Annotated in this window: 28 protein-coding genes; 21 read left to right on the forward strand and 7 right to left on the reverse strand. The window is 65.8% G+C overall.

Translation table 11 applies throughout. The features are described from left to right. Positions 1-83: 83 nt before the first annotated feature. Together SIN08_RS18825 and SIN08_RS18830 are read left to right on the forward strand one after the other, a co-directional pair. Positions 84-284 carry a DUF1674 domain-containing protein gene (locus SIN08_RS18825; RefSeq protein WP_322453136.1) on the forward strand — a complete coding sequence of 67 codons (201 nt, stop codon included), beginning with the start codon at positions 84-86 and terminating at the stop codon, positions 282-284. 77 nt (positions 285-361) lie between these two features. After that, a complete protein-coding gene (locus SIN08_RS18830) occupies positions 362-817 on the forward strand; it encodes a thermonuclease family protein (RefSeq protein ID WP_322453137.1) in 456 nt (151 codons plus the stop codon). A gap of 67 nt (positions 818-884) precedes the next feature. Here SIN08_RS18830 and SIN08_RS18835 read toward each other — a convergent pair whose 3' ends face one another. Then, positions 885-1,586, reverse strand: coding sequence for a DUF1013 domain-containing protein (locus tag SIN08_RS18835; RefSeq protein ID WP_322453138.1), 702 nt, complete (start codon positions 1,584-1,586; stop codon positions 885-887). Positions 1,587-1,804: 218 nt separating this feature from the next. On the opposite strand from SIN08_RS18835, the gene SIN08_RS18840 reads away from it, so the two are divergent. The 3 genes from SIN08_RS18840 to SIN08_RS18850 all read left to right on the forward strand — a co-directional run bounded on the left by SIN08_RS18840 (position 1,805) and on the right by SIN08_RS18850 (position 5,720). Further along, positions 1,805-4,006 (forward strand): esterase-like activity of phytase family protein, encoded by a 2,202-nt coding sequence (locus tag SIN08_RS18840; protein ID WP_322453139.1) that lies wholly within the window; start codon positions 1,805-1,807, stop codon positions 4,004-4,006. A gap of 209 nt (positions 4,007-4,215) precedes the next feature. Next, positions 4,216-4,401, forward strand: a complete 186-nt coding sequence (locus tag SIN08_RS18845) for a DUF1192 domain-containing protein (RefSeq protein ID WP_322453140.1) — start codon at positions 4,216-4,218, stop codon at positions 4,399-4,401. A 62-nt stretch (positions 4,402-4,463) separates the two neighbouring features. Beyond that, positions 4,464-5,720 carry an MFS transporter gene (locus SIN08_RS18850; RefSeq protein WP_322453141.1) on the forward strand — a complete coding sequence of 419 codons (1,257 nt, stop codon included), beginning with the start codon at positions 4,464-4,466 and terminating at the stop codon, positions 5,718-5,720. 157 nt (positions 5,721-5,877) lie between these two features. On the opposite strand, the gene SIN08_RS18855 is transcribed toward SIN08_RS18850, so the two are convergent. Further along, complete coding sequence (locus SIN08_RS18855; RefSeq protein ID WP_322453142.1) at positions 5,878-6,057, reverse strand: YdcH family protein; 180 nt, start codon at positions 6,055-6,057, stop codon at positions 5,878-5,880. A gap of 229 nt (positions 6,058-6,286) precedes the next feature. Here SIN08_RS18855 and SIN08_RS18860 point away from each other — a divergent pair, with 229 nt between their 5' ends. The 5 genes from SIN08_RS18860 (at position 6,287) to SIN08_RS18880 (ending at position 9,166) form a co-directional block, all read left to right on the forward strand. Continuing rightward, positions 6,287-6,505 (forward strand): YdcH family protein, encoded by a 219-nt coding sequence (locus SIN08_RS18860; RefSeq protein WP_322453143.1) that lies wholly within the window; start codon positions 6,287-6,289, stop codon positions 6,503-6,505. 65 nt (positions 6,506-6,570) lie between these two features. Continuing rightward, a complete protein-coding gene (gene purE, locus SIN08_RS18865; RefSeq protein ID WP_322453144.1) occupies positions 6,571-7,068 on the forward strand; it encodes a 5-(carboxyamino)imidazole ribonucleotide mutase in 498 nt (165 codons plus the stop codon). Positions 7,069-7,070: 2 nt separating this feature from the next. Continuing rightward, entirely contained in the window at positions 7,071-8,171 is a 1,101-nt protein-coding gene (locus SIN08_RS18870; RefSeq protein ID WP_322453303.1) for a 5-(carboxyamino)imidazole ribonucleotide synthase, read from the forward strand. A gap of 226 nt (positions 8,172-8,397) precedes the next feature. Continuing rightward, a complete protein-coding gene (gene ykgO / locus SIN08_RS18875) occupies positions 8,398-8,523 on the forward strand; it encodes a type B 50S ribosomal protein L36 (protein ID WP_322453145.1) in 126 nt (41 codons plus the stop codon). Positions 8,524-8,596: 73 nt separating this feature from the next. Further along, positions 8,597-9,166, forward strand: coding sequence for a tetratricopeptide repeat protein (locus tag SIN08_RS18880; protein WP_322453146.1), 570 nt, complete (start codon positions 8,597-8,599; stop codon positions 9,164-9,166). Positions 9,167-9,424: 258 nt separating this feature from the next. Here SIN08_RS18880 and pyk read toward each other — a convergent pair whose 3' ends face one another. Together pyk and SIN08_RS18890 are read right to left on the reverse strand one after the other, a co-directional pair. Continuing rightward, positions 9,425-10,861 carry a pyruvate kinase gene (gene pyk / locus SIN08_RS18885; protein ID WP_322453147.1) on the reverse strand — a complete coding sequence of 479 codons (1,437 nt, stop codon included), beginning with the start codon at positions 10,859-10,861 and terminating at the stop codon, positions 9,425-9,427. Further along, on the reverse strand, positions 10,858-11,334 hold the full coding sequence (locus SIN08_RS18890) for a DUF1036 domain-containing protein (RefSeq protein WP_322453148.1): 477 nt from the start codon (positions 11,332-11,334) through the stop codon (positions 10,858-10,860). Before SIN08_RS18890 ends, pyk begins: the two co-directional genes overlap by 4 nt. Positions 11,335-11,495: 161 nt before the next feature. Here SIN08_RS18890 and SIN08_RS18895 point away from each other — a divergent pair, with 161 nt between their 5' ends. The 11 genes from SIN08_RS18895 (at position 11,496) to SIN08_RS18945 (ending at position 20,924) form a co-directional block, all read left to right on the forward strand. Then, complete coding sequence (locus SIN08_RS18895; RefSeq protein WP_322453149.1) at positions 11,496-12,293, forward strand: N-formylglutamate amidohydrolase; 798 nt, start codon at positions 11,496-11,498, stop codon at positions 12,291-12,293. A 13-nt stretch (positions 12,294-12,306) separates the two neighbouring features. After that, the gene (locus SIN08_RS18900; RefSeq protein ID WP_322453150.1) at positions 12,307-12,615 is read left to right on the forward strand and encodes a DUF1244 domain-containing protein; all 309 of its coding nucleotides are present in this window, start codon (positions 12,307-12,309) and stop codon (positions 12,613-12,615) included. A gap of 113 nt (positions 12,616-12,728) precedes the next feature. Then, positions 12,729-12,989 (forward strand): DUF2312 domain-containing protein, encoded by a 261-nt coding sequence (locus SIN08_RS18905; protein ID WP_322453151.1) that lies wholly within the window; start codon positions 12,729-12,731, stop codon positions 12,987-12,989. A gap of 103 nt (positions 12,990-13,092) precedes the next feature. Next, positions 13,093-14,082 (forward strand): DUF72 domain-containing protein, encoded by a 990-nt coding sequence (locus tag SIN08_RS18910; protein ID WP_322453152.1) that lies wholly within the window; start codon positions 13,093-13,095, stop codon positions 14,080-14,082. Between the two features lie 57 nt (positions 14,083-14,139). Next, positions 14,140-14,379 carry a hypothetical protein gene (locus SIN08_RS18915; RefSeq protein WP_322453154.1) on the forward strand — a complete coding sequence of 80 codons (240 nt, stop codon included), beginning with the start codon at positions 14,140-14,142 and terminating at the stop codon, positions 14,377-14,379. Positions 14,380-14,618: 239 nt separating this feature from the next. Beyond that, entirely contained in the window at positions 14,619-16,046 is a 1,428-nt protein-coding gene (locus SIN08_RS18920; RefSeq protein ID WP_322453155.1) for a hypothetical protein, read from the forward strand. A 110-nt stretch (positions 16,047-16,156) separates the two neighbouring features. Continuing rightward, positions 16,157-17,458 carry an ABC transporter substrate-binding protein gene (locus SIN08_RS18925; RefSeq protein WP_322453156.1) on the forward strand — a complete coding sequence of 434 codons (1,302 nt, stop codon included), beginning with the start codon at positions 16,157-16,159 and terminating at the stop codon, positions 17,456-17,458. A gap of 194 nt (positions 17,459-17,652) precedes the next feature. After that, positions 17,653-18,534, forward strand: coding sequence for a branched-chain amino acid ABC transporter permease (locus SIN08_RS18930; RefSeq protein ID WP_322453157.1), 882 nt, complete (start codon positions 17,653-17,655; stop codon positions 18,532-18,534). Continuing rightward, positions 18,531-19,490: a branched-chain amino acid ABC transporter permease gene (locus tag SIN08_RS18935; RefSeq protein WP_322453158.1), complete on the forward strand. Its 960-nt coding sequence runs from the start codon at positions 18,531-18,533 to the stop codon at positions 19,488-19,490. The genes SIN08_RS18930 and SIN08_RS18935 overlap by 4 nt, the downstream gene beginning before the upstream one ends. Beyond that, positions 19,487-20,215, forward strand: coding sequence for an ABC transporter ATP-binding protein (locus SIN08_RS18940; RefSeq protein ID WP_322453304.1), 729 nt, complete (start codon positions 19,487-19,489; stop codon positions 20,213-20,215). The genes SIN08_RS18935 and SIN08_RS18940 overlap by 4 nt, the downstream gene beginning before the upstream one ends. Position 20,216: 1 nt before the next feature. After that, entirely contained in the window at positions 20,217-20,924 is a 708-nt protein-coding gene (locus tag SIN08_RS18945) for an ABC transporter ATP-binding protein (protein ID WP_322453305.1), read from the forward strand. 89 nt (positions 20,925-21,013) lie between these two features. Here SIN08_RS18945 and SIN08_RS18950 read toward each other — a convergent pair whose 3' ends face one another. The 3 genes from SIN08_RS18950 to SIN08_RS18960 form a co-directional block, all read right to left on the reverse strand. After that, positions 21,014-21,778 (reverse strand): DUF1223 domain-containing protein, encoded by a 765-nt coding sequence (locus tag SIN08_RS18950; RefSeq protein WP_322453159.1) that lies wholly within the window; start codon positions 21,776-21,778, stop codon positions 21,014-21,016. A 117-nt stretch (positions 21,779-21,895) separates the two neighbouring features. Next, on the reverse strand, positions 21,896-22,696 hold the full coding sequence (xth, locus tag SIN08_RS18955) for an exodeoxyribonuclease III (protein ID WP_322453160.1): 801 nt from the start codon (positions 22,694-22,696) through the stop codon (positions 21,896-21,898). A 91-nt stretch (positions 22,697-22,787) separates the two neighbouring features. Continuing rightward, the gene (locus SIN08_RS18960; RefSeq protein ID WP_322453161.1) at positions 22,788-23,447 is read right to left on the reverse strand and encodes an outer-membrane lipoprotein carrier protein LolA; all 660 of its coding nucleotides are present in this window, start codon (positions 23,445-23,447) and stop codon (positions 22,788-22,790) included. Positions 23,448-23,550: the final 103 nt, after the last annotated feature.

Here is a 23,550-nt window from a genome sequence, read left to right on the forward strand (position 1 = left end):
GGCGGCGACGGCGCGGCTTATTTGCTTATATGATGGGAAGGCGATAACGCATATTCAACAAGATTGGGACCGGGAAGAAGCCCGTGAGTGACGCGTTCAAGAAGGGCGGGACCGCCCGCCGCCTGCCGCCCGCCGCACTGCGCGCCCTGGAAGAGGCCGAGGAGCGGCGCAAACGCCGAAAGATGCAGGAGAAAGAAGCGCCGCGAGAGATCGGCGGCCGCGAGGGGCCGGATCCCGCCCGCTACGGCGATTGGGAAGTCAAGGGCATCGCCAGCGATTTCTAGACACAGCGCCTAGAGGGCGGCGGGTCGGAACCGCCCCGCGCTTGCTATTTTCGAATAATAGGAATAATTTCCTTTTCATGCCGATTCGACCGCGCCATATCGCCCCCACCCTCTGCCTCGGGTTCGTCGGCTCCCTCTTGCCCGTGCCGCCCGCCTCGGCCGGGGAGACGCTTCGCGGCCCTGTTGAAGCGCGCGTCCTGCGGGTGATCGATGGCGACACCTTCGTCGCGGAGGCACGCATCTGGCCGGGACAGACCGTCACGGTAAACGTGCGGCTGCGCGGGATCGACGCGCCGGAAATCAGGACCCGTTGCGCGGTGGAGAAGGCGGCGGGCTTGCGCTCGCGCGACGCGCTCGAGCGCCTGATCGGCGGCGCTACCGTCGAGATCCGCAACATCACGGGCGGGAAGTACTACGGCCGCGTCCTCGCCGACGTGACGACGTCCCAGGGCGAGTCGGTGGGCGCCAGACTCCTGGAACGCTCCCTCGCCCGCGCCTATGAGGGCGGCCGCCGCCGGAGTGCCTGCGGCTGAGCGCCGCTGACGCGGAGAGGTCCGTGCCAGACCGGTTCCACAGGAACAGCGGTCAAAGGCCGTCGCCTCAGTCCTCGTCGTCGTTGCGCTCCGACTTCAGGGAGGAGAGCTTGGCGAACACCGCGTCGGCGTCGAGTTCCTTCTCCTCCTCTTCCCGAGCCTCCTGTCTGCCCGTCTCGGATACGGGCAGGTCCTCGGTCTCGGAGGCGGGCAGAAGGGTATCGCCGGTAGGCGCTGCAGGCGGCGCATTGCGCGCGGCGCGGCCGACCTCCATGTCGAGGTCGATCTGCGAGCAAAGGCCGAGGGTGACCGGATCCATCGGCACCAGATTGGCCGAGTTCCAGTGCGTGCGGTTGCGGATCTGCTCGATGGTCGACTTGGTGGTGCCGACCAGACGCGAGATCTGCGCATCCTTCAGCTCGGGGTGATGGCGCACCAGCCACAGAATGGCGTTCGGCCGGTCCTGGCGCTTGGACAGTGGCGTATAGCGCGGTCCCTTGCGCTTGGCCTCCGGCACGCGCACCTTCGGCTCCGAAAGCTTGAGCTTGTGGTTCGAGTCCGCCTCGCCCTTGGCGATCTCCTCGCGTGTCAACTGCCCCGTCATTACCGGGTCCATGCCTTTGATGCCCTGCGCCGCGTCGCCGTCGGCGATCGCGCTCACCTCGAGCGGGTGGAGCCTGCAAAATTCGGCGATCTGGTCGAACGTCAGCGCCGTGTTGTCCACCAGCCAGACGGCGGTTGCCTTGGGCATGAGAAGCGTATTGGCCATAGCAAATTATCCTGTCCTCGCCCGCGTCCCGGGCGCGGGCGGTGGTCATGCCACCTATTTTTGGGAATGCCCGCTATATAGGACCATTCGCCTTTCGAGGCAAGGAAAGTGTGGCAAAGCCATGCACAGGAACGGTCACCGAAACGTCATCTATCCGTCATGCGCCTGCAATCCCCCTCGGCCACTAAACGTTGTTCCAGTGATTGAGGGAGACAAGGATGACACGACATTCGCTGCTGTGCGCGCTCGTGGCGGGACTTTCGGCGTCGACGGCGATGCCGGCCCTGGCCGATTCGGCGTTCAGCCGGATCGCGACCTTCGCCGTCGCGGAGAACCTGCCGGCCGACACGGATCCGGCCGCGCAGACCTCCTCCGAGATCATTACGGCGAGCGAGGACGGCAACACGCTGATCTATTCCGACAGCCCGCTGGGCGCCGTCGGCTTCGTCGACATCACCGATCCCGCGGCACCGAAAGGCCTCGGCACCGTCAAGGTCGACGGTGAACCCACCTCGGTCAGCGTGGCCGGGGAAAAGGCCATCGCCGCCATCAATACCTCGGAAAGCTACACCGCCCCCTCCGGCAACCTGCTGGTGATCGACATCGCCACCCGCACGGCCGAGCCCTCCTGCGACCTGGCCGGCCAGCCCGATTCCGTGGCCGTCAGCGGTGACGGCCGCTTCCTCGCCGTCGCCATCGAGAACGAGCGCGACGAAGATCTGAACGATGGCGCCATTCCGCAGATGCCGGCCGGCGCGCTGCAGATCTTCTCGCTCAACGAAGGCGTTCCCGATTGCGACAGCGTCAAGACCGCGGCGCTGACGGGGCTCGCGGAGGTCGCGCCGGAGGATCCCGAACCCGAATTCGTGGACTTCAACAGCCGCGGCGAGATCGTTGTGACCCTGCAGGAGAACAACCACATCGCCATCGTCTCGGCGGAGACGGGCGAGGTGGTGAGCCACTTCTCCGCCGGTGCCGGCAGCGTCGAGAATGTCGACCTGTCCGACGACGGCGCGCTGCGCTTCGACGAGGCGGCCGAAAGCCTTCCGCGCGAGCCCGACACCGTGCAGTGGCTGGACGACGAGCGCCTCGTGATCGCCAACGAGGGCGACTATGAAGGTGGTGCGCGCAGCTTCACGATCTTCTCGCGTGAGGGCGAGGTCCTGTTCGATTCCGGCGCCGCGCTGGAGCATCAGGCAGCCCTCGCCGGCCACTATCCCGACAAGCGCTCCGACGCCAAGGGCGCGGAACCCGAGGGCCTGGAGATGGCCGCCTACGGTGACGAACGCTTCTTCTTCGTCGCTCTGGAGCGTGCTTCTCTGGTGGCCGTCTATCGCGATGCGGGCGAGGAACCCGAACTGGTTCAGGTGCTTGCGTCCGGCATCGGTCCGGAAGGCGTCCTGGCCATCCCCTCGCGCAATCTCCTCGTCACCGCCAACGAGGAAGACCTCATCGAGGACGGCGCCGCCCGCTCGCACGTGATGGTCTATGCGCTTCAGGACGGCGCGCCAGGCTATCCGATGATCCGGTCGGTCATGCAGGACGGAAAGCCCATCGGCTGGGGCGCCCTGTCGGGCCTTGCCGCCGATCCGTCCGAACCGGGCCGCCTCTACGCCGTTTCCGATTCCTTCTACCGCGCGCAGCCGGCCATCTTCGTCATCGATGCCAAGAAGACGCCCGCCGAGATCGGTCGCAAGATCATTGTCTCCCGTGACGGCGCGCCTGCGCAGAAACTCGATCTGGAAGGCATCGTCGGCGACGGCCAGGGCGGCTTCTGGCTCGCCTCCGAAGGCAACAGCGGCAAGCTCGTTCCCCACGCGCTCCTGCATGTGGACGCCGAGGGGCGGATCCAGGAGGAGATCGGCCTGCCGGCGGAACTCCTCGCCCATGAGCAGCGCTACGGCATGGAAGGCGTGACCCTGATTGGTGAAGGCGACGACCGGATGCTGATCATGGCCATCCAGCGCGAATGGAAGGACGACCCCGAGGGCCAGGTCAAGCTCCTCGCCTACAGGCCAGCGACCGAGGAGTGGTCGGCCGTCCGCTATCCCTTGGACAGACCCGAGAAGGGATGGATCGGCCTGTCCGAGATCACCGCCCATGACGGCATGCTCTACATCGTCGAGCGCGACAACCAGATCGGCGCCGACGCCGCCGTCAAGAGGCTCTACGCGGTGGCAATGGACGACTTCCGGCCGGCATCGCTCGGCGGCGATCTGCCCCTGGTCGAAAAGGCGCTCGTCCGCGACCTCCTCGAAGACATGCGTGCAGCAGACAACGGTTACGTGGTCGACAAGATCGAGGGCTTCACCATCGACGCGGGCGGCGAGGCGTATTTCGTCACGGACAATGACGGCGTGGACGATTCGTCCGGCGAGACGATCTTCGTGCACCTCGGAAGCCTCGACGCCCTCAACTGACGGCGATTCTATGAGCACATCGCATGCCCCGGCGCCTGCGCCGGGGCATTTTTTATCCGGTGCCCAAAAAAACACGAAATTCGCACCTTCCAAGCTCGGCGCACGGCATGCGGCGCGCACCTGAATGTTTAACCGTTGCTTGCCGGTACCCGGTTTATGTACTCTTCCCGAGATTGCGATGATGACGAAACGATGGTGGAAAGGGCGTTATGGAGGAAGATGTCCCCAAAGGTCGGTCGCACTATGCGATCGGTCAGGATATTTCAGCACTTTCCGTGGAGGAGTTGAAGGAGACGGTCGCTCTCCTGAAGGAGGAGATCGCCCGGCTCGAACGCGAACTTCAAGCCAAGGACACGACCCGGGCAACCGCCGACGCGCTGTTTCGGCGCAACTAGCACTTGTCTTCGCACACCGCCTGCCATAGGCGGCTGGCTGGCACCACGGCGGACCCGCTTTCATGCTCTCATCCTTCGGCTCCATCATCGCCCTGCTTTGCGGCACGGCGTTCCTGCTGGCCGCGTCCGGCCTTTACGGGCTTCTCCTGCCACTGCGCGGCCAGGTGGAAGGTTTCTCCACCACCGCGCTGGGCCTCCTGGGCACCGCCTGGGCGGGCGGGTTCATCGCCGCCTGCTTCATCGCCCCGCGGCTCGTCCGCCGCGTCGGCCATGTGCGCGCCTTTGCCGCCTTCGCCGCCACCGGCGCCATCGTTTCGCTGATCAGCGGCATGTGGATCGACGTGGTGGCCTGGATCGTCCTGCGGGCCTTCACCGGCTTCACCATGGCCGGCGCCTACATGGTCATCGAAAGCTGGCTCAACGAGCGCTCGACGAACGAGACGCGCGGCACGGTCTTCGGGCTCTACATGATGGTCACCCATGCTTCGCTCATGGTGGGGCAAATGGTGGTGACGCTGAGTGACGTCTCCACCGCCGTCCTCTTCATGGTGACGGGCATCCTATTCTGCCTAGCGCTCCTGCCCACCGCCATTTCGACGGCGGTCACGCCGGCGCCGCTCGCCGATGTCTCGATCGATCTCAAGGGGCTGTTCGCCAACTCCCCCGTGGCGTTCGTCGGATGCACCCTGATCGGTCTTGCCAACGGCGCCTGGGCCACGCTCGGCGCCGTCTACGGGGCGGAGATCGGCATCTCCACCTTCGAGATCGCCGTCATGATGAGCATCGCCGTTTTCGCCGGGGCCGCGGCGCAGATGCCGGCCGGGCGCCTGTCCGACCGCACCGACCGGCGCTTCGTGATCGGCGGCGTGGCTTTCGGCTCGGCGATCGTCGGCCTCGCCATCTTTCTCACCGCGCCGCGCGCGGGCGGCATCATCATCGTCATGACGGGAATTTACGGCCTCCTGTCATACACGCTCTATTCCATCATCGTCGCCCACGCCAACGACCATGCCGCCTCGAACGATTTCGTGAAGATTTCCAGCGGCCTCCTCCTCCTTTACGGAATCGGCACCATGGCCGGCCCACTGGTGGCGGGCACGATGATGCAGTGGCTCAGGCCGGAAAGCCTTTTCCTGGTCACCGCCGCCGCGCATATCGGCCTTGCCGGCTACGCCGCCCTGCGCATCTCCAAGCGTCCCCCTGTGCCGCTCGACGAGAGAGAGGCTTTCAAGACATTGCCCACCGAGCGTGCGGTCACGCCGCAAACGGTTCTCCTCGACCCGCGCACCGATGACGAGGAAAACGAGAACGGCGCATAGGGCCGCGACCCCGCCATGTGCAGGGTCCGACAGGCACCTTCATGCGTCCGAACAGACGCATGAAGCCGGCGGCCGCACGCGGCAGGGATCGACCATTATAGGGGAATTTACGGCGCAGGCAGCGCTTGCCGGGTGTCCGGCAGCGCTTCCTGCTGGATCAGTGCCGTGTCCGCTCGGACTTGATTTTTTCCATCTCGTCCTTGAGAGCCAGCTTGCGTCTCTTGAGTTTGGCAATCTCGAGCGCGTCCACCGAGGGATGCATCATCGCATCGTCGATCTCGCGCTGGAGATCGCCGTGCTTGCGTTGCAACTCTGCAAGATGGGATTCAAGCGACATCGTGGTCTCCATCAGGTTCCTCGCTACCGTCCGGACCGCCCGCCCGTCCATGACGGCACGATGACAGTCTGCCATTGTCTGTCGCCGATGTCGAACACCATTCGAGCAGCGTTTATTACAAGCGCGAAATATGGTATGAAACCGGATTGTTCCCGAGCGGGGAACGGCTTCAACGCCGCCATGTAGGAGGTTTGACGGGTGCATGGGGCGGTGTCCTGCACCGGAGGCTATGCAGACCGTGAACACATCGGAACAGGAACAGGCCGAAATTCGCCTCGAATTCGCCCGTTTGAAGCAGGATCACGCCGATTTCGACGCCGCCATCAACGCCATGATCGCGTCCGGCTGCGACCCGCTGCAGATCCAGCGCATGAAGAAGAAGAAGCTGGCGCTGAAGGACCGGATGCAGGAGCTGGAAGACCGGATCATTCCCGACATCATCGCCTGACCGTCGGCTTGCAGCACGCCGCCCGATTGGCTAGAGCGACCTCAGTATAAAGCCGGGATGGTTCCATGAACGCAAAGCAGCCGGACGTTGCCATCATTATGGGAAGCCAGTCGGACTGGCAGACGATGCGTCATGCCGCCGAGACGCTGGAGGCGCTCGGCGTCGGCCATGACGTGCGTATCGTTTCCGCCCACCGCACGCCGGAAAGGCTCTATGCCTTCGCCAGGGGCGCGCGGGAAGAGGGATTCCGGGTCATCATCGCCGGGGCGGGCGGCGCGGCGCACCTGCCGGGCATGACGGCGGCACTCACCCCGCTGCCGGTCTTCGGCGTTCCGGTGGAATCGCGCGCGCTTTCGGGGCAGGACTCCCTTCTGTCCATCGTGCAGATGCCGGCCGGCATCCCAGTCGGAACGCTGGCCATCGGCCGTGCCGGCGCCGTCAACGCGGCGCTTCTGGCGGCGGCGGTGCTTGCACTTTCCGACCCGGCGCTGGCCGAGCGGCTCGACGCCTGGCGTGCGGCGCAGACGGACAAGGTGGCAGAGCGCCCGGCAGCCGACACATGAAGATGCCTCTTGCGCCCGGCGCGACGATCGGAATCCTCGGCGGCGGCCAGCTCGGGCGCATGCTCGCCATGGCCGCGGCGCGGCTCGGCTACCGCACCGCCGTCCTGGAACCCGACCGGCACTGCCCGGCCGCCCAGGTCACCGGCACGCACATCGCCGCCGCCTACGACGATCCACGGGCGCTGGAACAACTCGCCGCCGCGAGCGACGTGGTGACCTACGAGTTCGAGAACGTGCCGGTCGGCGCCGCCCGCTTCCTCAGCGAGCAGGTGCCGCTGTACCCGCCGCCCGAAGCGCTCGAGGCCGCGCAGGACCGCCTTTCGGAAAAGATCTTCCTGAATTCCACAGGCATATCCACAGCCCCCTTCGTTTCTGTGGATAGTGATGAGGACCTGGTGCGAGGTCTCGCCGGCTTCGGAGGCAGCGGCGTCCTGAAGACCAGGCGCATGGGCTATGACGGCAAGGGGCAGATGGTCTTCCGCCCCGAGCGGCAAAAAGGCGTGAAGGGCAGCTTCTCCCGCATGGGCGCGGTCCCCCTCGTTCTTGAAGGATTGGTCCCATTCAGCCGCGAGATCTCGGTCATCGCCGCGCGCGGGATCGACGGTGCCATGATCGCCTATGATCCGGCCGAGAACGTCCACCGCGACGGCATTCTCTTCCGCTCCACCGTGCCGGCGTCGGTGTCTCCGGCCACGACCCGCGCCGCGCACCAGGCGGCCTTCGCGATTCTGGCGGCGCTCGACTATGTGGGCGTCATCGGCGTCGAGTTCTTCGTGCTCGAGGACGGCGCGCTCCTCGCCAACGAGATCGCTCCACGGGTTCACAATTCCGGCCATTGGACGGAAGCCGCGTGCACGGTATCGCAGTTCGAGCAGCACATCCGCGCAATCTCCGGGCTGCCGCTCGGCGACACGCAACGCCATTCCGACTGCGTGATGACGAACCTTCTCGGCGCGAGCCAGGACAAGGCGCCCGAGCTCCTGCGCCGATCGGACGTGGTGCTGCACCTTTACGGCAAGGTGGACGCCCGGCCGGACCGCAAGATGGGGCACTTCACGAAGCTTTTCCCGCTCGGCGCGGGAGCCGAGGGCCGGAACGGGTAAGGCTGCCGTCCTGGCGGGTCGGAATTCCGCGCAACGCTTCCGTTAGACGAGTCAGTGTCGCCTGGAGTGCAGCGCATCCGGAATCGGCAAGCCGAAACTTGACACGACCGGCTTTCCTCGTCTATGTGCCGCATCGAATTGCGGCGCGCCGGAACGGGCGCGTCTTTCGTTTCGGCCCTCGGGCCGCCACACTTTTCGGGCCTCAAGGCTCGCGACGGGCAAGACAATGAAGATCAAGAATTCGCTCAAAGCACTGAAGAGCCGCCACCGCGAGAACCGTATGGTTCGCCGCAAGGGCCGCGTCTACATCATCAACAAGACGAATCCGCGCTTCAAGGCCCGCCAGGGCTGACACGGGCGCCCACGGCGGCGCGCTCACGCGGATTTCACTTTTCTCGACGGCCGCGGACGGCTAGGTTCGTCCCATGCGGTATCGTCTTTTTCCCGGTCTGCTTTCTTTCGCGCTCCTGACCGCGCCGGTCGCCGCGCAGGAGCCTTCCGACGCGGCCTTCGGGCCGGATCGGCTCGAGCAGCTTTTCACCGAGTTGAAGCAGGAGACCAACGAAGCGGCCGCCCGGCGGATCGCCCGGCGCATCCGCGAGCAGTGGCTGGATTCTGGCGGCGCGACGGCGGATCTCCTGATCGAATGGGCGCGCGACGCCGCTGCCGAGGAAAAATATCACGTTGCCCTCGACCTGCTGGACCAGGCGGTCGTGCTCTATCCCGATTATGTGGAGGGCTGGAGCAACCGTGCCATGGTGTTTCTGCAGATGCAGGACTACGAACGTGCCATGTCCGACCTGGCGCGGACGCTCGCCATCGAGCCGCGCCATTTCGGAGCGCTCAGCGGGCTGGCCGGCATTCTGCGCGCCAGCGGGCACGAGGAGCGCGCACTCGAGGTCTATCGCCGCATGCTGGAAGTCTACCCCATGCAGCGCAGCGCCCAGCGCGCCCTCATGACGCTCGTCGAGGACCAGACCGACGAGCGTCTGTGACGGGTCTTCCTTGTCGCATCTTCACGAGCTCGGCGCTCTCAGCGCCCCGTCTTCTGACTTGAGCGATAGAAAGGCCGAACATGTCCCGCCGCCTTCACGTCATCCCGGAAGCCGCAGCGAAGCGGAGGCTGTCCGGGATTCCATTCCGGAATGTGGACGAGTCACGGAATGGATCCCGGCTCGCGGTCGCTTACGCTCTCTTGGCCGGGATGACGATGTGGAAGCGCGAGGGGCGCCGGCCACGATCGGGAAGAAAACCTACAATCCGCCCAGCCCATCGGAGCCGATATAGGCGATCCGCAGCATGTTCGTGGCGCCGGGCGTCCTGAGCGGCACACCGGCCGTGATGATCACCCGGTCGCCGGGCTTGGCGAATTGCTCCTCATAGGCGATGCGGCAGGCGCGATCGACCATGTCGTCGAGATCGGACGCATCCTCCGAAACCACGCAATGCGTGCCCCATACGAGGCTCAGCCGCCGCGCCGTCTCCACCACGGGCGAGAGCGCGATGATCGGCACGTGCGGCCGCTCGCGGGCCGCACGCAGGCCCGTCGTGCCGGACGAGGTGTAGGTGATGATGGTCGAGAGTTTCAGCGTCTCGGCGATCTGCCGGGAAGCCAGCGAGATCGCGTCCGCGCCGGTCGATTCCGGCTCCGTGCGCTGGGCGGTGATGATGTCGTGATAGGTGGGATCGCGCTCCACCTGCTCGGCGATCGAATTCATCATCGCCACAGCCTCCACCGGATATTGCCCGGCGGCCGATTCGGCCGAAAGCATGACGGCGTCCGCGCCCTCGAAGACGGCCGTCGCCACGTCCGAGACCTCCGCCCGCGTCGGGACCGGCGCCGAGATCATCGATTCCAGCATCTGCGTGGCCACCACCACCGGCTTGCCGGCGCGGCGGCAGGCGCGGGTGATCTGCTTCTGGATGCCGGGAACGGCCTCGAGCGGCATTTCCACGCCGAGATCGCCGCGTGCCACCATCAGCGCGTCGGAAAGCTCGATGATTTCGGCCAGGCGCTTCACGGCCTGGGGCTTTTCGATCTTGGCCATCAGCGCGGCACGCCCGCGGGCGATCTTTCGCGCCTCGGCAAGGTCCTGCGGCCGCTGGATAAAGGACAGCGCCACCCAGTCCACGCCGGTCGCCAGCACCGCGTCGAGGTCCTTGCGGTCCTTCTCCGTCAGCGCGCGCAGCGGCAGTTCCGTATCCGGCAGGCTGACGCCCTTGCGGTCGGAGATCTTGCTGCCGGCGATCACGCGGCAGACGATCGAATGGCCGTCGCTCTTCAGCGCTTCGAGCTGCAGGCGGCCGTCGTCGATCAAAAGCCGGTGCCCCGGCTGCACCGCCTGCAGGATCTCAGGATGCGGCAGGTGCACGCGCGTCGTGTCACCCGGCTCCGGATTGTCGTCGAGCGTGAATTCCTGCCCGACCTTGAGTGCTGCGCTCTTGTCGGCGAACGCGCCGACGCGCAGCTTCGGCCCCTGGAGGTCGGCGAGGATACCGATCGGCCGCCCGACCCGCCGCTCCACACTGCGTATGCGCCCCACCAGTTCCCGCATCAGCGGATGATCGCTGTGGCTCATATTGACGCGGAAGACGTCCGCGCCGGCTTCGTGCAGCTTGGCGATGGTTTCCTCGTCCGAGGAAGCCGGCCCGAGCGTGGCGACGATCTTGACCTTGCGTGTGCGTCTCATGGATTGGCCGCTCCCGTCACGGCCGGGCCGTCGGTTGCGGGGCCGTCGGTAAGCTGCACCATCCAGTTCTCCTGTTCACCCGTATCGTGTTCCTGAAAGCCGGCGCGCTGGAAACCGCGCGCGAAGCAGTCGTTCACGCCGACGATCTTGAATTCCTTGTCGGCCACGCACATCTGCGTCTTCCCTTCCCAGCGTCCCCCGCGCGAGGCGTCCTCGGCGTAAAGGTAATAATAGCGCGACTGGAGCGGACCCTCGATCAGCGTTTTGCAGCTCGAGCCGTCTATATGCCACCAGCCCTCGCTGATCCAGCCCGCGCTGGCACGATAGCCGATGGCCACGCCGACGAGGTTCTGCGTCGCGTTGCAGATGCGCAGATCCGCCTTCGCCGGAGCGGAACCGGCAAAGATCAGCCCGGCCGAGGCGGCCAGCACCATCATGCCCGCCCGCAATGCCGTGTTTGGCTCGAAACGCATGTTCAGGCTTGGCGTCGTGAAATCAGCATGGCGTCTCTTTTCCGCAATGTCGGTGCCCGTGTCAACGGACCCGATGGCGAGCGGCGGCTGGCGCCTTGTGCATTGCACGGCATACGGCTTCATGGGATGACGAGTCCTCTTCCATCGTTGTCCGGTCAGGCATGACACGCAGATCCCTCTTCGCTCCCTTCGAGATCATCGACGGCGACCGCGCACGCGGTCTCGTGCTCGTGGCGGATCACGCCTCCAACCTCCTGCCGGAGGAATATGGCGATCTCGGGCTGCCCGCCGCCGAGTTCACGCGCCACATCGCCTATGACATCGGCGTGGAGCCGGTGACGCGGAAGCTCGCCGCCCTGACCGGTGCGCCCGCCGTCATGGCGCGTTTTTCCCGTCTGCTGGTCGACCCCAACCGCGGACCCCACGACCCGACGCTCATCCGCCAGCTCTATGACGGCACGGTGGTGCCGGGAAACTATCCCATCTCGCCTGAAGAGCGGCAGAAGCGGCTGGACGCCTTCTATACGCCCTATCACGACGCCGTCTCTGCGCTCATCGCCTCGGTCGCCACAGCCCACGGCGGCGCGCCGCTGGTCATCTCCATCCACTCCTTCACGCCCTTCATGCAGGGGCGGGAGCGGCCCTGGCATGTCGGTCTCCTGTGGGACAGGGACGACCGGGCGATCCGTCCCCTGTTCGCGGCGCTCGAGGCCGAACCGGGCGGCCTCGTGGTCGGCGACAACGAGCCCTACGACGGCGCCTTGCGCGGAGATACCATGTATCGCCACTGCACCGCCAACGGCTTCCCCCACGCGCTGATCGAAATCCGCCAGGACCTCATCGCCGCCGAGGCAGGCCAGGCCGAATGGGCCGAGCGTCTGGCCCCCATCCTTGACGCGCTCAACGCTCGGCCTGATATGCATGGGATCAAGATGGCCGGCTCACGCACGGGCCCCTAGCGAGGAGGTAGACATGACCGACCTTTCCCCCGAACAGAAGCGCGATCTCGAAGCGGCCGCCTTCCGCCGCCTTGTCGCGCACCTGCGCGAACGCACCGACGTTCAGAACATCGACCTGATGAATCTCGCCGGATTCTGCCGCAACTGCCTGTCGAACTGGTATCGCGAAGCGGCGGAAGACGCGGGAATCGCGCTTTCCAAGGACGAATCGCGCGAGATCGTCTACGGCATGCCCTATACCGAGTGGCGGGAGAAATACCAAACGGAGGCGAGCGGTGCGCAAAAGGCCGCTTTCGATACGAAACGCCCCGCCGATCACTGATTCTTCTCAGGCCGTTGCGGCGCGCGCAATCTTGACGTTCGCCGCTGGCTGGGGCATCGAACCGCATCATCCGATGCCCCGAGTCGCGGGCGCTTTCCCAGCCGGAGCACAGAATGGCCGAAGACATCACCAACGAGACCGCGCAGACCGTCGCCGCCGGGCAGCTGCGCGCCTTCATCGAGCGCATCGAGCGCCTCGAGGAGGAAAAGCAGACCATCGCCGACGACATCAAGGAAGTCTACGCCGAGATGAAGGGCAACGGCTTCGACACCAAGGCCGTCCGGACCATCGTCCGCCTGCGCAAGAAAGACCAGGCCGAGCGGCAGGAAGAAGAGGCGATGATCGACCTCTACAAGGCCGCCCTGGGCATGTAGCTCCGCCCGCGGCTGTTTTCCCGCGCACGGGCCGCCTTCTTCGGAACGTTCCGGCGGCCCGACCGTTGCCGTGGCAGACAGGTCTGACCATGGGGCCTTGCGGTTGGCTGCTTCGGGAAAGATCCGTATCGGCATCTCGGGCTGGACCTATCCGGCCTGGCGCGGTGTTTTCTATCCCAAGGGACTGCCGCATAAGCGGGAACTCGCCTATGCGGCCGAGCATTTCCGCGCGGTTGAGGTCAACGGCACCTTCTACAGCCTTCAGCGCCCGGAGAGCTTCGCGCGCTGGGCCGAAGAGACGCCGGACGGTTTCGTCTTTGCGGTGAAAGGCTCCCGCTACATCACCCATATGCGCAGGCTGAAGAACGTGGAGACCCCGCTCGCCAATTTCTGGGCCTCGGGGCTGTTGCGCCTCGGCCGCAAGCTGGGACCGGTGCTGTGGCAGTTTCCGCCCCGCATGAAGTTCGATGCCGAACGCTTCGAATCCTTCTTCTCACTGCTGCCGCGCGACACCGACGAGGCCCGGGCGCTGGCGCGCCGGCATGACGAGAGGCTCGAAGGACGTGCCTGGCTCGACGCCGAGCCCGGCCTGCCCATCCGGCACGCGGTCGAAATCCGCAGCGACAGCTTCTGTACACCCGCTTTCATCGACCTGCTGCGGCGCTATCGCGTGGCGCTGGTCTGCGCCGACACGCCCGACTGGCCGCTGTTGATGGACGTCACAGCGGACTTCGTCTATTGCCGCCTGCACGGCTCTGAGCATCTCTACGCCAGCGGTTATGACGACAATGCGCTCGACGATTGGGCGCGGCGTGTGCGTGCCTGGGCGCGCGGGCGCGAGCCAGCCGATGCGCGACGGGTCGGCGACCGCGCGGAACCGGCACCGGCGGGGCGCGAGGTCTTCGTCTTCTTCGACAACGACGCCAAGGTCCACGCGCCCTTCGACGCCGCCGGCCTTGCCGCGCGCCTCGGGGTCGGCGAGGCATTGCCGCGGGCCGATCGCGAGGCCGGGGCGGAGGCGGGCCTCAACCCACGGCCGCACAGTCGCGGATCGCGCAATCGTGACTCTGCCACACCTTCACAGCCTCGTTGACCGGCGATAACGTCTTCCTCGCGCGGCGGTGCCGCGCCGAGATGAGGAGGACACACGATGTTGCGTTCCGTATTGATTGCCTTGTCGCTTATCGCCTTCCCGGCTGCGGCCCTCGCCCACTCCTGTCCCTCGCTGATGGCGGAGATCGATGCCGCGCTGCCCGACGCCAGCCTCTCGGAAGAGGAACGGGCAAGGGTGATGGAGCTGCGCAGCCAGGGTGAGCAGCAGCACCAGGCCGGCGACCACGACGCGTCCATGGCTTCGCTCGAGGAAGCCAAGGGCATCCTGGGCATTTGATCCGTTCATCACCGCGTCATCCCGGCCGGTGAGCCCGTCGAATGGGCTGAGCGGCCGGGATCCTTTCGTGGCTCATCGACGATCCGGAATGGATCCCGGACAAGTCTTCGGCTTTCCGGGATGACGGCCTTCCTGAGCCGGCCTGCAGGAGATGAGTTCAGAAGCCAGCGTTTCGCAAATTCCCGGCGAGCGCGCGCGGGCCGCTTTTCAAAGCCGTGTGCCTCGGCCAGATAGACGGCATGAGTAACGTCGTCCGCATCAAAGCCGTCCCCGTTTCAATCGGTCCGCTTCTCTTCCTGCCGGTTACCAGCCTGCCGGCGCTGGCGCACGCCTCCGAGCGGGGGCATGTCCTTCTTCTGCCGACGCAATATTATGCCCTAGGCGGAGCGGCGGCGGTCGCCTTCAGCTTTCTCGTGCTTGTTCTCCTGCCGCCGGAACCGCTGCTTCGCTTCGGCGCCGGGCGTCTCAGGATCGCGAGTCCACCCTTTGATGGGCGCGCGACAATCAGCTTTCTTTCGTTTCTCGTTTTCGCCCTTCTGCTTTACGCCGGCGCAACCGGCAGCCGCGATCCGCTGGCCAATCCGCTGCCGCTCACGGTCTGGACGCTGGTGTGGGTTGGGCTCACGCTGGCCCACGGCCTCCTCGGCAATCTGTGGGCCTGGCTCAACCCGTGGTATGGGCCATGGCGGCTTGCCGTGCGGCTTGGATTGCCGGAAACGGGCTGGCTGCGCCTGCCGGACGCGCTGGCATACCGCCCTGCGCTGCTGCTCTTCTTCGCCTTCGCCTGGTTCGAGCTGGCCTATCCGGCACCGGACGACCCGGCGCGGCTGGCGGCCGGCGCCCTTGCCTATTGGCTCTTCACCTTTGCCGGCATATGCCTGTTCGGCTTCGCGGGCTGGACAAGCCGCATGGAATTCCTGTCGGTCTTCTATCGCATGCTGGCCAAGCTTTCCGTGTTCGAGGGACGGTCGACGCCGAAGGGCTTCAGCCTCCGCCTCTGCCCGCCCGGCGGCAAGCTTGTGGAGGCGGAGCCGCTGCCGCTGAGCGGCGTCGCCTTCCTGCTGCTCGCCCTCGGCTCGGTCTCCTTCGACGGCTTCATGCGAACTTTCTTCTGGCTTGGTGCAATCGGCGTCAATCCGCTGGAGTTTCCCGGGCGCTCGACCGTCATGACGGAGAATACCTTCGGCCTCGCGGCCGTAGCCCTGACGCTTACCGGCGCCTTCGCACTTGCGGTCTGGACGGGCGAGCGGCTGGCCGGCGGCCGGGATCTCAAACGCGCGGCAGGCCTCCTCGTCTGGTCCATCGTTCCGATCGCGCTCGCCTATCACTTCGCGCACTACCTCACGGCGCTTCTCGTCAACGGCCAGTACGCGCTCGCGGCCATGTCCGATCCGTTCTTCCGCGGCTGGGACCTCTTCGGCACGGCGGCGCCCCATGTGCGAGCCGGTGTGGTGCTCGGCGCCGACGCGGCATGGTGGATCTGGAACGCACAGGCAGCGGCGATCATCGGCGGCCATGTACTGGCGGTCGTCCTCGCGCACGCCATCGCCTTCAGACTGCACGGCTCGGCCCGCCGCGCCGCCCTCAGCCAGTTGCCCATCACGGTCCTCATGATCGGCTACACCGTCTTCGGCCTGTGGCTGCTCTCCACCCCGACCGCCGGCTGAACCCGGACGCTATTGCCAGGGCACGGCGGGTGTTTTAGCTAGTTCACGCATAGGCGGGCGGACCGGCCCGCCATACGCCCGGTTGCAACCAGTGGCGAGAGGGAGCCGGCATGAAAAAGATTTCCAAGATGCGCGTGAGCGGCGGACCCGTCACGCGCAGGAGCACCTTGAAAGGGCTCGGCGCAGCCGCCGGCCTGGCAGCGGCTCCCGGCTTCGTGCGCTATGCGCAGGCGCAATCTTCCGAGCCGATCCGCATCGGCTTCCAGTGCCACCGCACCGGCATCGGCGCCGCCTATGGCCGCTGGTACGAACGCGTGACCAACGCCGCCACCCGGCTGATCAACGAGGAGGGCGGCATCAACGGCCGCCCGCTGGAGATCGTCATCGAGGATGACGGAACCGACCCCGCGCGCGGCTCCGAGGTGGTGCAGAAATTCGCCAACCAGCACCGGGTGGATCTCGTCTACGGAACGCTTTTTTCGCACGTCGTCGTCGGCTCCGCGCCAATGGCTGGGGAACTCAAGATCCCCTATTACGTGGTGAGCGAGGGCTATCACGTGGCCTCGGGCAGGCTGAACCGCTATTGCGTGCAGCCCGGCATCACGGACGTGAAGGCGCAGGTACGCTCGGTGGCGCCATGGATCGCGCAGAACCTCGGCAAGAAGGTCACCCTCGTCTACCCCGACTACGCCTTCGGCCACGACCACCGCGACTTTTTCGAGCCGGCGATCAAGGCCCAGGGCGGCGAGGTGGTCGCCAAGGTGCCGATTCCGCCGACGGAGACCTCGTTCACCCGCTATTTCCCGCAGATTCCGCGCGACACCGAGGTGATCTACCACGTCATGGTCGGTCCGGCGGTGCTCACCTTCGTCAAGGAGATGGGCCAGTTCTTCGGCTCCGGCGGCCCGCAGCTCTTCGGCTTCATCGATTCGCTGGAAGCCGTCGCCATCGACAGCCCCGGGCTGGAATTCCTGGACGGCAGCCACTTCTGGGAGGGCATGCCCCGCTACGCCCAGCCAGACATGCCCGACTATGAAGCCTTCTACCGGGATGCCGTCGGCATCGACGAGAACGGGGCCAGCGTCAACGATCCCAACGACGTCTCCACGGCCGGGCACATGTTCGGTTGCTGGGAGACGCTCTACGTCGTCAAGGCCGCCATGGAAGCGGCCGGCTATCAGGGCCCGCAGGACCGCACGAAGCTGATCGAGGCCACGGAGGCGATGACCGAATTCCCCGCCGGCCGCCGGCACCCGCAAGGCCGGAAGGTCTTCAACGGGAAGATCCATCAGGTTTTTGGAGAGCAGTGCATCAGCCAGGTGAACGGCGGCCGGCTCGACGTCGTGCACCGCACCGCGATCGAGGACAGTCTCTACGAACCGGAGGCCGATTATACGACCATGTCTTTCTAGAGCCGGAGGGAATATGCGGAGCCATCCGCCGCCGCGTCATCCCGGATCCCGATTTCCCCTTCGCAATCGCATGAAAACAAACGGGTGGATCGTTCCATTGTTTCTGTGAGACCGTGAGAACGGTCCAAGGCAGAAAACCCGGCCCATCCACATCCGGCAAGAACTCTCTCGAAACCGCAGCGGACTCGCTCTGAATGGCCTTCGGTCCCTATCTCCTCCTTGCGACGCTGGAAGGTCTGGTGATGGCAGGCGTGCTGGCGCTCACGGCGCTCGGCCTGTCGCTGGTCTTCGGGGTGATGCGCGTGGTCAACGTCGCCCATGGCGAGTTCTACATGCTTGGCGCCGTGCTCGCCTGGTGGTTCGCGAGCCTGGTGGGCGGCCATCCCGCCCTCGGTTTCCTCCTCGCCCTGGTGGCGAGCCCGCTGGTGGTGGCCGGCGTCGCCTTCATCGCCGATCGGCTGGTGCTCAGGCGGCTGGACTATGCGCCGGAAGCCACCATCGTCGCCACGATCGGGCTCCTCTATATCATCCAGCAGCTCGCGCTTACTTTCTACGGCCCAGAGGCACGGCCCGTTCAGGCGCCCTTCGACATGCGGCTGGACCTGCCCTGGTTCGGCTACTCGGCCTACAAGCTCGCCGTCATCGCGGCATCGGCGGTGCTCATGCTGGCGACCTGGTTCGTTCTCACCCGCACGCGGATCGGCCTCGTCATGCGCGCGACGCAGTACGACCGCGAGACGGCGCAGGCCTTCGGCATCCCCGTCGGTCGGGTCTATGCAGGCGTTTTCGCCGCCGGTGCAGCGCTGGCGGCCCTCGCGGCGGTGCTCGTCGTGCCCATCCGCCAGGCACACTACCTGATGGGACTCGACCCACTGCTGCTCTCCTTCATCGTCGTCATCATCGGCGGACTGGGCTCGCTCCGCGGCACGGTGGTCGCCGCCGTGTTCATCGGATTGTCCGACGGCATTATCTCCATGTTCTTTTCACCGACGCTCGCCAAGATGGTGGCCACCCTCCTTGTGGCGCTGGTGCTCGTCTTCCGCCCGCAGGGCCTCTTCGGGACGGCGGCACGATGACGGGCGGAAACACAGGGAGCCTTTGGCTGCATGCCGCCGTCATCCTTCTCCTCTTCACGCTCGGCTTTCTGCTACCGGATTATCACCACGGCGTCTTCGCCCGCGTCATGGTGCTGGCCGTCTTCGCCATGGGCTACAACGTCACCTTCGGCTATGCGGGGCTGTTGAGTCTCGGCCATGCCATGTTCTTCGCCGCTGGCCTCTACGGAGCGGGACTGACCATCTATCACTGGGGCTGGAGCGTGTGGCCGGCCTTTGCAGCCGGACTTCTGGCGGGCGCGCTCCTGGCGCTGGTCGTCGGCTTCCTGGCGCTCAGGACGGCCGGCGTCGCCTTCATGATCGTCACGCTGATGTTCGCGCAGGTCTTCTATCTAGCGGCGCTCTATTTCACGGATTATACGCGCGGCGAGGAGGGCCTCGTGCTGCCGCAGGCCGCGCGCATGCTCGCCTTTCCCGGGGGCGGGTTGAGCCTCACCGACCCGACCGTGCGCTACATGACGGCGCTGGCGCTCTTCACCACGGTGCTCGCCGTCAGCCTTTTCCTCGTCCGCTCCGCCTTCGGCCGTTCGCTTATCGCCATCCGCGAGAACGAGGACCGCACGCGCATGCTGGGCTACGACGTCTTCGCAAACAAGCTGGCGGCCGTGGTCCTTTCCGGCATCATCTGTGCGGCGGCGGGGGCGGCCTATGCCGTCCTCTTCGGCTATGTCGGTGCGGGTTTCGCCACCATCCAGTATTCGATCCTGCCGCTTCTATGGGTGCTGGCCGGCGGCGCGGCGACCACGCTCGGCCCGCTGGTCGGCACGTTGTTCATGTTCTACGCCGTCGATACGGCCTCCGGCTATACGAGCGCCTACATGCTGCTGGTCGGCGTCGCCCTCATCCTGCTCATCCTTTACTTCCCCAAGGGCATCATGGGGACGGTGCGCGAAAGGTGGCTGCCATGGCTGCCGTGACGCCGCTCCTGGCGACCGCCGGGCTGAGCCGCGCCTTCGGCGGGCTGAAGGCCGTCGACAATGTCGATTTCACCCTGCCCGCGGGCGAATCCCACGCCATCATCGGCCCCAACGGCGCCGGCAAGACCACCTTCGTCAATCTCGTCTGCGGCCGCATCCGGCCGGACTCCGGCAGCATCCGCTTCGCCGGCCGGGATGTGACCCACCTGCCCGCGCACAGGCGCGTGCGCGCCGGCATCGCCTACACCTTCCAGATCACCAGCGTCTTTTCCGGCCTTTCCGTCCTCGACAATGTGGTGCTCGCCGTGCAGCGGCACCTGCTCGACCACTCGGCGCGGCCGTCCGTCCGCGCTCTGAGGCAAGGCGCCATGGCGGCGCTCGAAAGGGTGGGCCTGTCCGCCGATGCCGAGAGGCGCGCCGGCGCCCTCGCCTATGGGCACCAGCGCCTGCTCGAACTGGCCATGGCGCTGGCGCTCGAGCCCTGGCTCCTCATCCTCGACGAGCCGACCCAGGGTCTTTCCGATGCCGAGATCGAAGGCTTCGTCGCGCTCGTGCGCGAGGTTGGCCGGGAGAGCACGGTGCTCCTCATCGAGCACAACATGGACGTCGTCATGGCGCTTGCCGCCCGCATCACGGTCATGGATCGGGGGCGCATCCTTTCGCAAGGCACGCCGGTCGAGATCCGTGCCGACAAGTCCGTTCAGGAGGCCTATCTGGGTGGGTGAGATGGCCGTGGCGCTGAAGCTTCAGAACGTGGACTGCTTTTATGGCGGCGTGCAGGTCCTGCACGGCTTTTCGCTCGAATTGCGCCGGGGGGAAGTGCACTGCCTCCTCGGGCGCAACGGTGCCGGCAAGACCACGGCGCTGAAGGCGATCATGGGACTGCAGCCGGCGAGCGCCGGCAGCATCGCCAAGGGCGAAACGGAGCTGACGCACCTTCCACCGCACGCGGTTCCGAAAACGGGCGTGGCGTATGTCCCGCAGGGGCGCCGCCTCTTTGCCGAACTCACTGTCGCCGAAAATCTCGAGATCGGCCTGATGGCGCGAAACAGGGGCGCAGCCACACGCGCGCGCGTGCTCGGCCTGTTTCCCATCCTGCGCGAGCGGCTGAAGCAGCGCTCCGGCACCCTCTCGGGCGGCGAACAGCAGATGCTCGCCATGGCGCGCGCGCTGTGCCTGGAGCCGGACGTGCTGCTGCTGGACGAGCCGACCGAGGGCCTGATGCCCGCCATGATCGCCCGCATCCGCGACACCCTTGCGACCCTACGGGAAGAGGGCGTCTCCACCTTGCTGGTCGAGCAAAGAGTCGATGCGGTGCTGCCCATCGCGGACCGTGTGACCTTCATCGAGAACGGCAGAACCGGCGAGACCGTGGGTGTCGAGCGTCTGCGCCGCGAGCCGGAACTGGTGCACCGGTATGTGGGGATCGGTTGAGGCTGCGCCGGAGGAACACACTTTCCGCCGGCCAGGGTGTTCCAAGCAGCGGAAGACCGCAGATCATTCCATGAAGACGGAACGGCCGGCTACCAGCCGTCCTCGCCCAAACGCGCCGCCCCGAGGATCGGCCCGGGCCGCCCCTGCGCGTCGTGAACCTGCAGCAGGACGGCACAGTGGCCACCCTTCTTCATCATCTCGCTCTTGGGCAATTCGAGCCGCATCGCCTTCCCGTGCCACATACCCACGGTCTGGAAACTGGTGACGATGTTGCGGTAGTCGATCGAGCGGCCCTTGTTCTCGCCCCCACCGATCGTCACGACCTCGCGCGGCCGAAAGTAGACGACGACGATATGCGCACCGGTGGAAGCGGCGGGCGCATCGCCGATATCGACGAAGAAGCTGCCGTCACTGGAGGAAAGCCGGACATCGACTTGCATAGCCTCGCCGTCTTCCCGCCCCTGCTTGATTGCCGCATGGACGTCCTTGCGGCGTGAGCCCACCACGTTCCGGAAGCCGTTGATGATCATCTGCGGCGTATAGACCGAATTGTCGAGACGCTCCCCATAGGAGCGCTGCCGGGCCGTATTCTCCGCCGTCGCCAGCGCGTCCTTCCAGCCGAGATAATCCCAATAGTCCACGTGATAGGCGAGCGCGACGATATCGTTGCGCTCCGCGAGCTCCGCCAGAAGCGCATCCGCCGGCGGACAGGAGCTGCAGCCCTGGCTGGTGAACAGCTCGACCACACCGGCGACCTTCTGCCCGGCAACGGCGTGGAGCGGCATCATGAGTGCGAGCAGCACGAGTGCGAGTCTCAGCGCGCCGTCACGCATCTGCGCAATGCAGGAGTTCATGCCTTTGCCATCCGTCGCTCGATCTGCCTCCGCCGGCGCATCGTGTCATTTTCTCCGGCAAACGTAGCGGTGGTCGCGCTTCAATGAAAAGTCACGTTGCGGTGAAAGCCCGAGGGTTTAGCCGAATTCGGCGATCACCGGCACATGGTCGGACGGCCGCTCCCAGCCGCGCGCATCGCGCAGGACATCCACGCGCGCAAGCGCCGGCGCGAGGTTCGCGGACGACCAGATATGGTCCAGCCGGCGGCCGCGGTCCGAAAGCTCCCAGTCCTTCGCCCGGTAGCTCCACCAGGTAAACAGCTTCTCCTCCGGCGGGACATGCCGGCGCACCAGATCGACCCATCCGCCCTTATCGCGTACCGCGTTCAGACCGTCCGTCTCCACGGGCGTGTGGCTGACCACGTTGAGAAGTTGCTTGTGCGACCAGACATCCGTCTCGAGCGGCGCGATGTTGAGGTCGCCTACCAGAACGGTTGCAGTGTCGGCCACCTCGGCCGGGCGCACGTCGTGCATCTCCTCCAGGAAATCGAGCTTGTGGCGGAACTTGGCGTTCACCTCGGGGTCCGGCTCGTCGCCGCCAGCCGGCACGTAGAAATTATGCAGGAGGATACGCTTGCCCTCGAAATCGACCGAGGTCGAGACGTGACGGCAGTCGCCGATGCCGCAGAAACCGCGTTTTTCCACCAGCGTCATCGGCCTGCGCGAGATCGTCGCCACGCCGTGATAGCCCTTCTGGCCGTGGATCTCGATGTGCCCGTAGCCGAGCTTGCGGAAGGCTGCGAGCGGGAACTGGTCGTCCGGGCACTTCGTCTCCTGCAGGCACAGGACGTCGGGCTGATATTCCTCGAGAAAGCGCTGCACCAACGGCAGGCGCAGGCGCACGGAATTGATGTTCCAGGAGGCGATTTTCAGGGGCATTTGGCGCTGGTTCCGGCTCTTTTGTTCGGTCGAGAGCCGGCAATAGCGCGGGGTAGCCTTCCCTGGCAAGCACGCGTGCCGCGGCGGCCCGTCAGTTGCGGTTGCTGTTGGCGCGGTTGATCTCGTTCACGCGGCGGTAGTCGATGTGGAACACGCTCGGGTCGAACGTCACGCCGCGCTGGACGTTGAACAGCATCACGGTGGTGTCCCGTCCTTGCGCGTCGGTCACCGTCCACTGCCGCAGTTCGTACGAATCGGAATCGAACATCATCGTGATCGTCGTATCGCCGAAGAGCTTCTTGTCGACGAAGCGGATTGTCGTCACGTCCTCCTGGACGTCCACGCTCTGCACCTTGCTCCCGGACAGGTCGATCCTGTCGGCCAGAAGTACTTTCAACGGCGTCTGGCCGAGCGAATAGATGTCGACCGTGTTCATCTTCCTGTTTTCCAGGATCACGCTCGTCCCGTCGGAGACCACCCGGAACCGTGCGTCCCCCTGGTAATCAAAGCGGATCTTGCCCGGCCGCTCGAGATAGAACTTCCCGCCGGTCTGCTCACCGCGCGGACCGAACTGCACGAACTCGCCGGTCATCGTGCGCATGCTGGAAAAATGCTCCGCGATGCGCTGTGCGACGTCCGACTGGGCATGGGCCGCGCCGGCCGCGAGTGCGGCGCACGCGACGACGGCGGCAAACAGGATGTGCCGGACGAAGCCCGAGATCCTGGTGTCGCGGATGGTGGAGATCGTCATGTTGCCTGACTTTCCGGTATCGTTCATCGTTGAGCGGGAACGTTATGCCCGCAAGGGGGCCGAAATTGGGCTTCTGAACAGAACGCCCGCCGCGCTCCTTGAC

Source organism: Chelativorans sp. M5D2P16, assembly GCF_034427935.1.
Classification (GTDB): domain Bacteria; phylum Pseudomonadota; class Alphaproteobacteria; order Rhizobiales; family Rhizobiaceae; genus Chelativorans.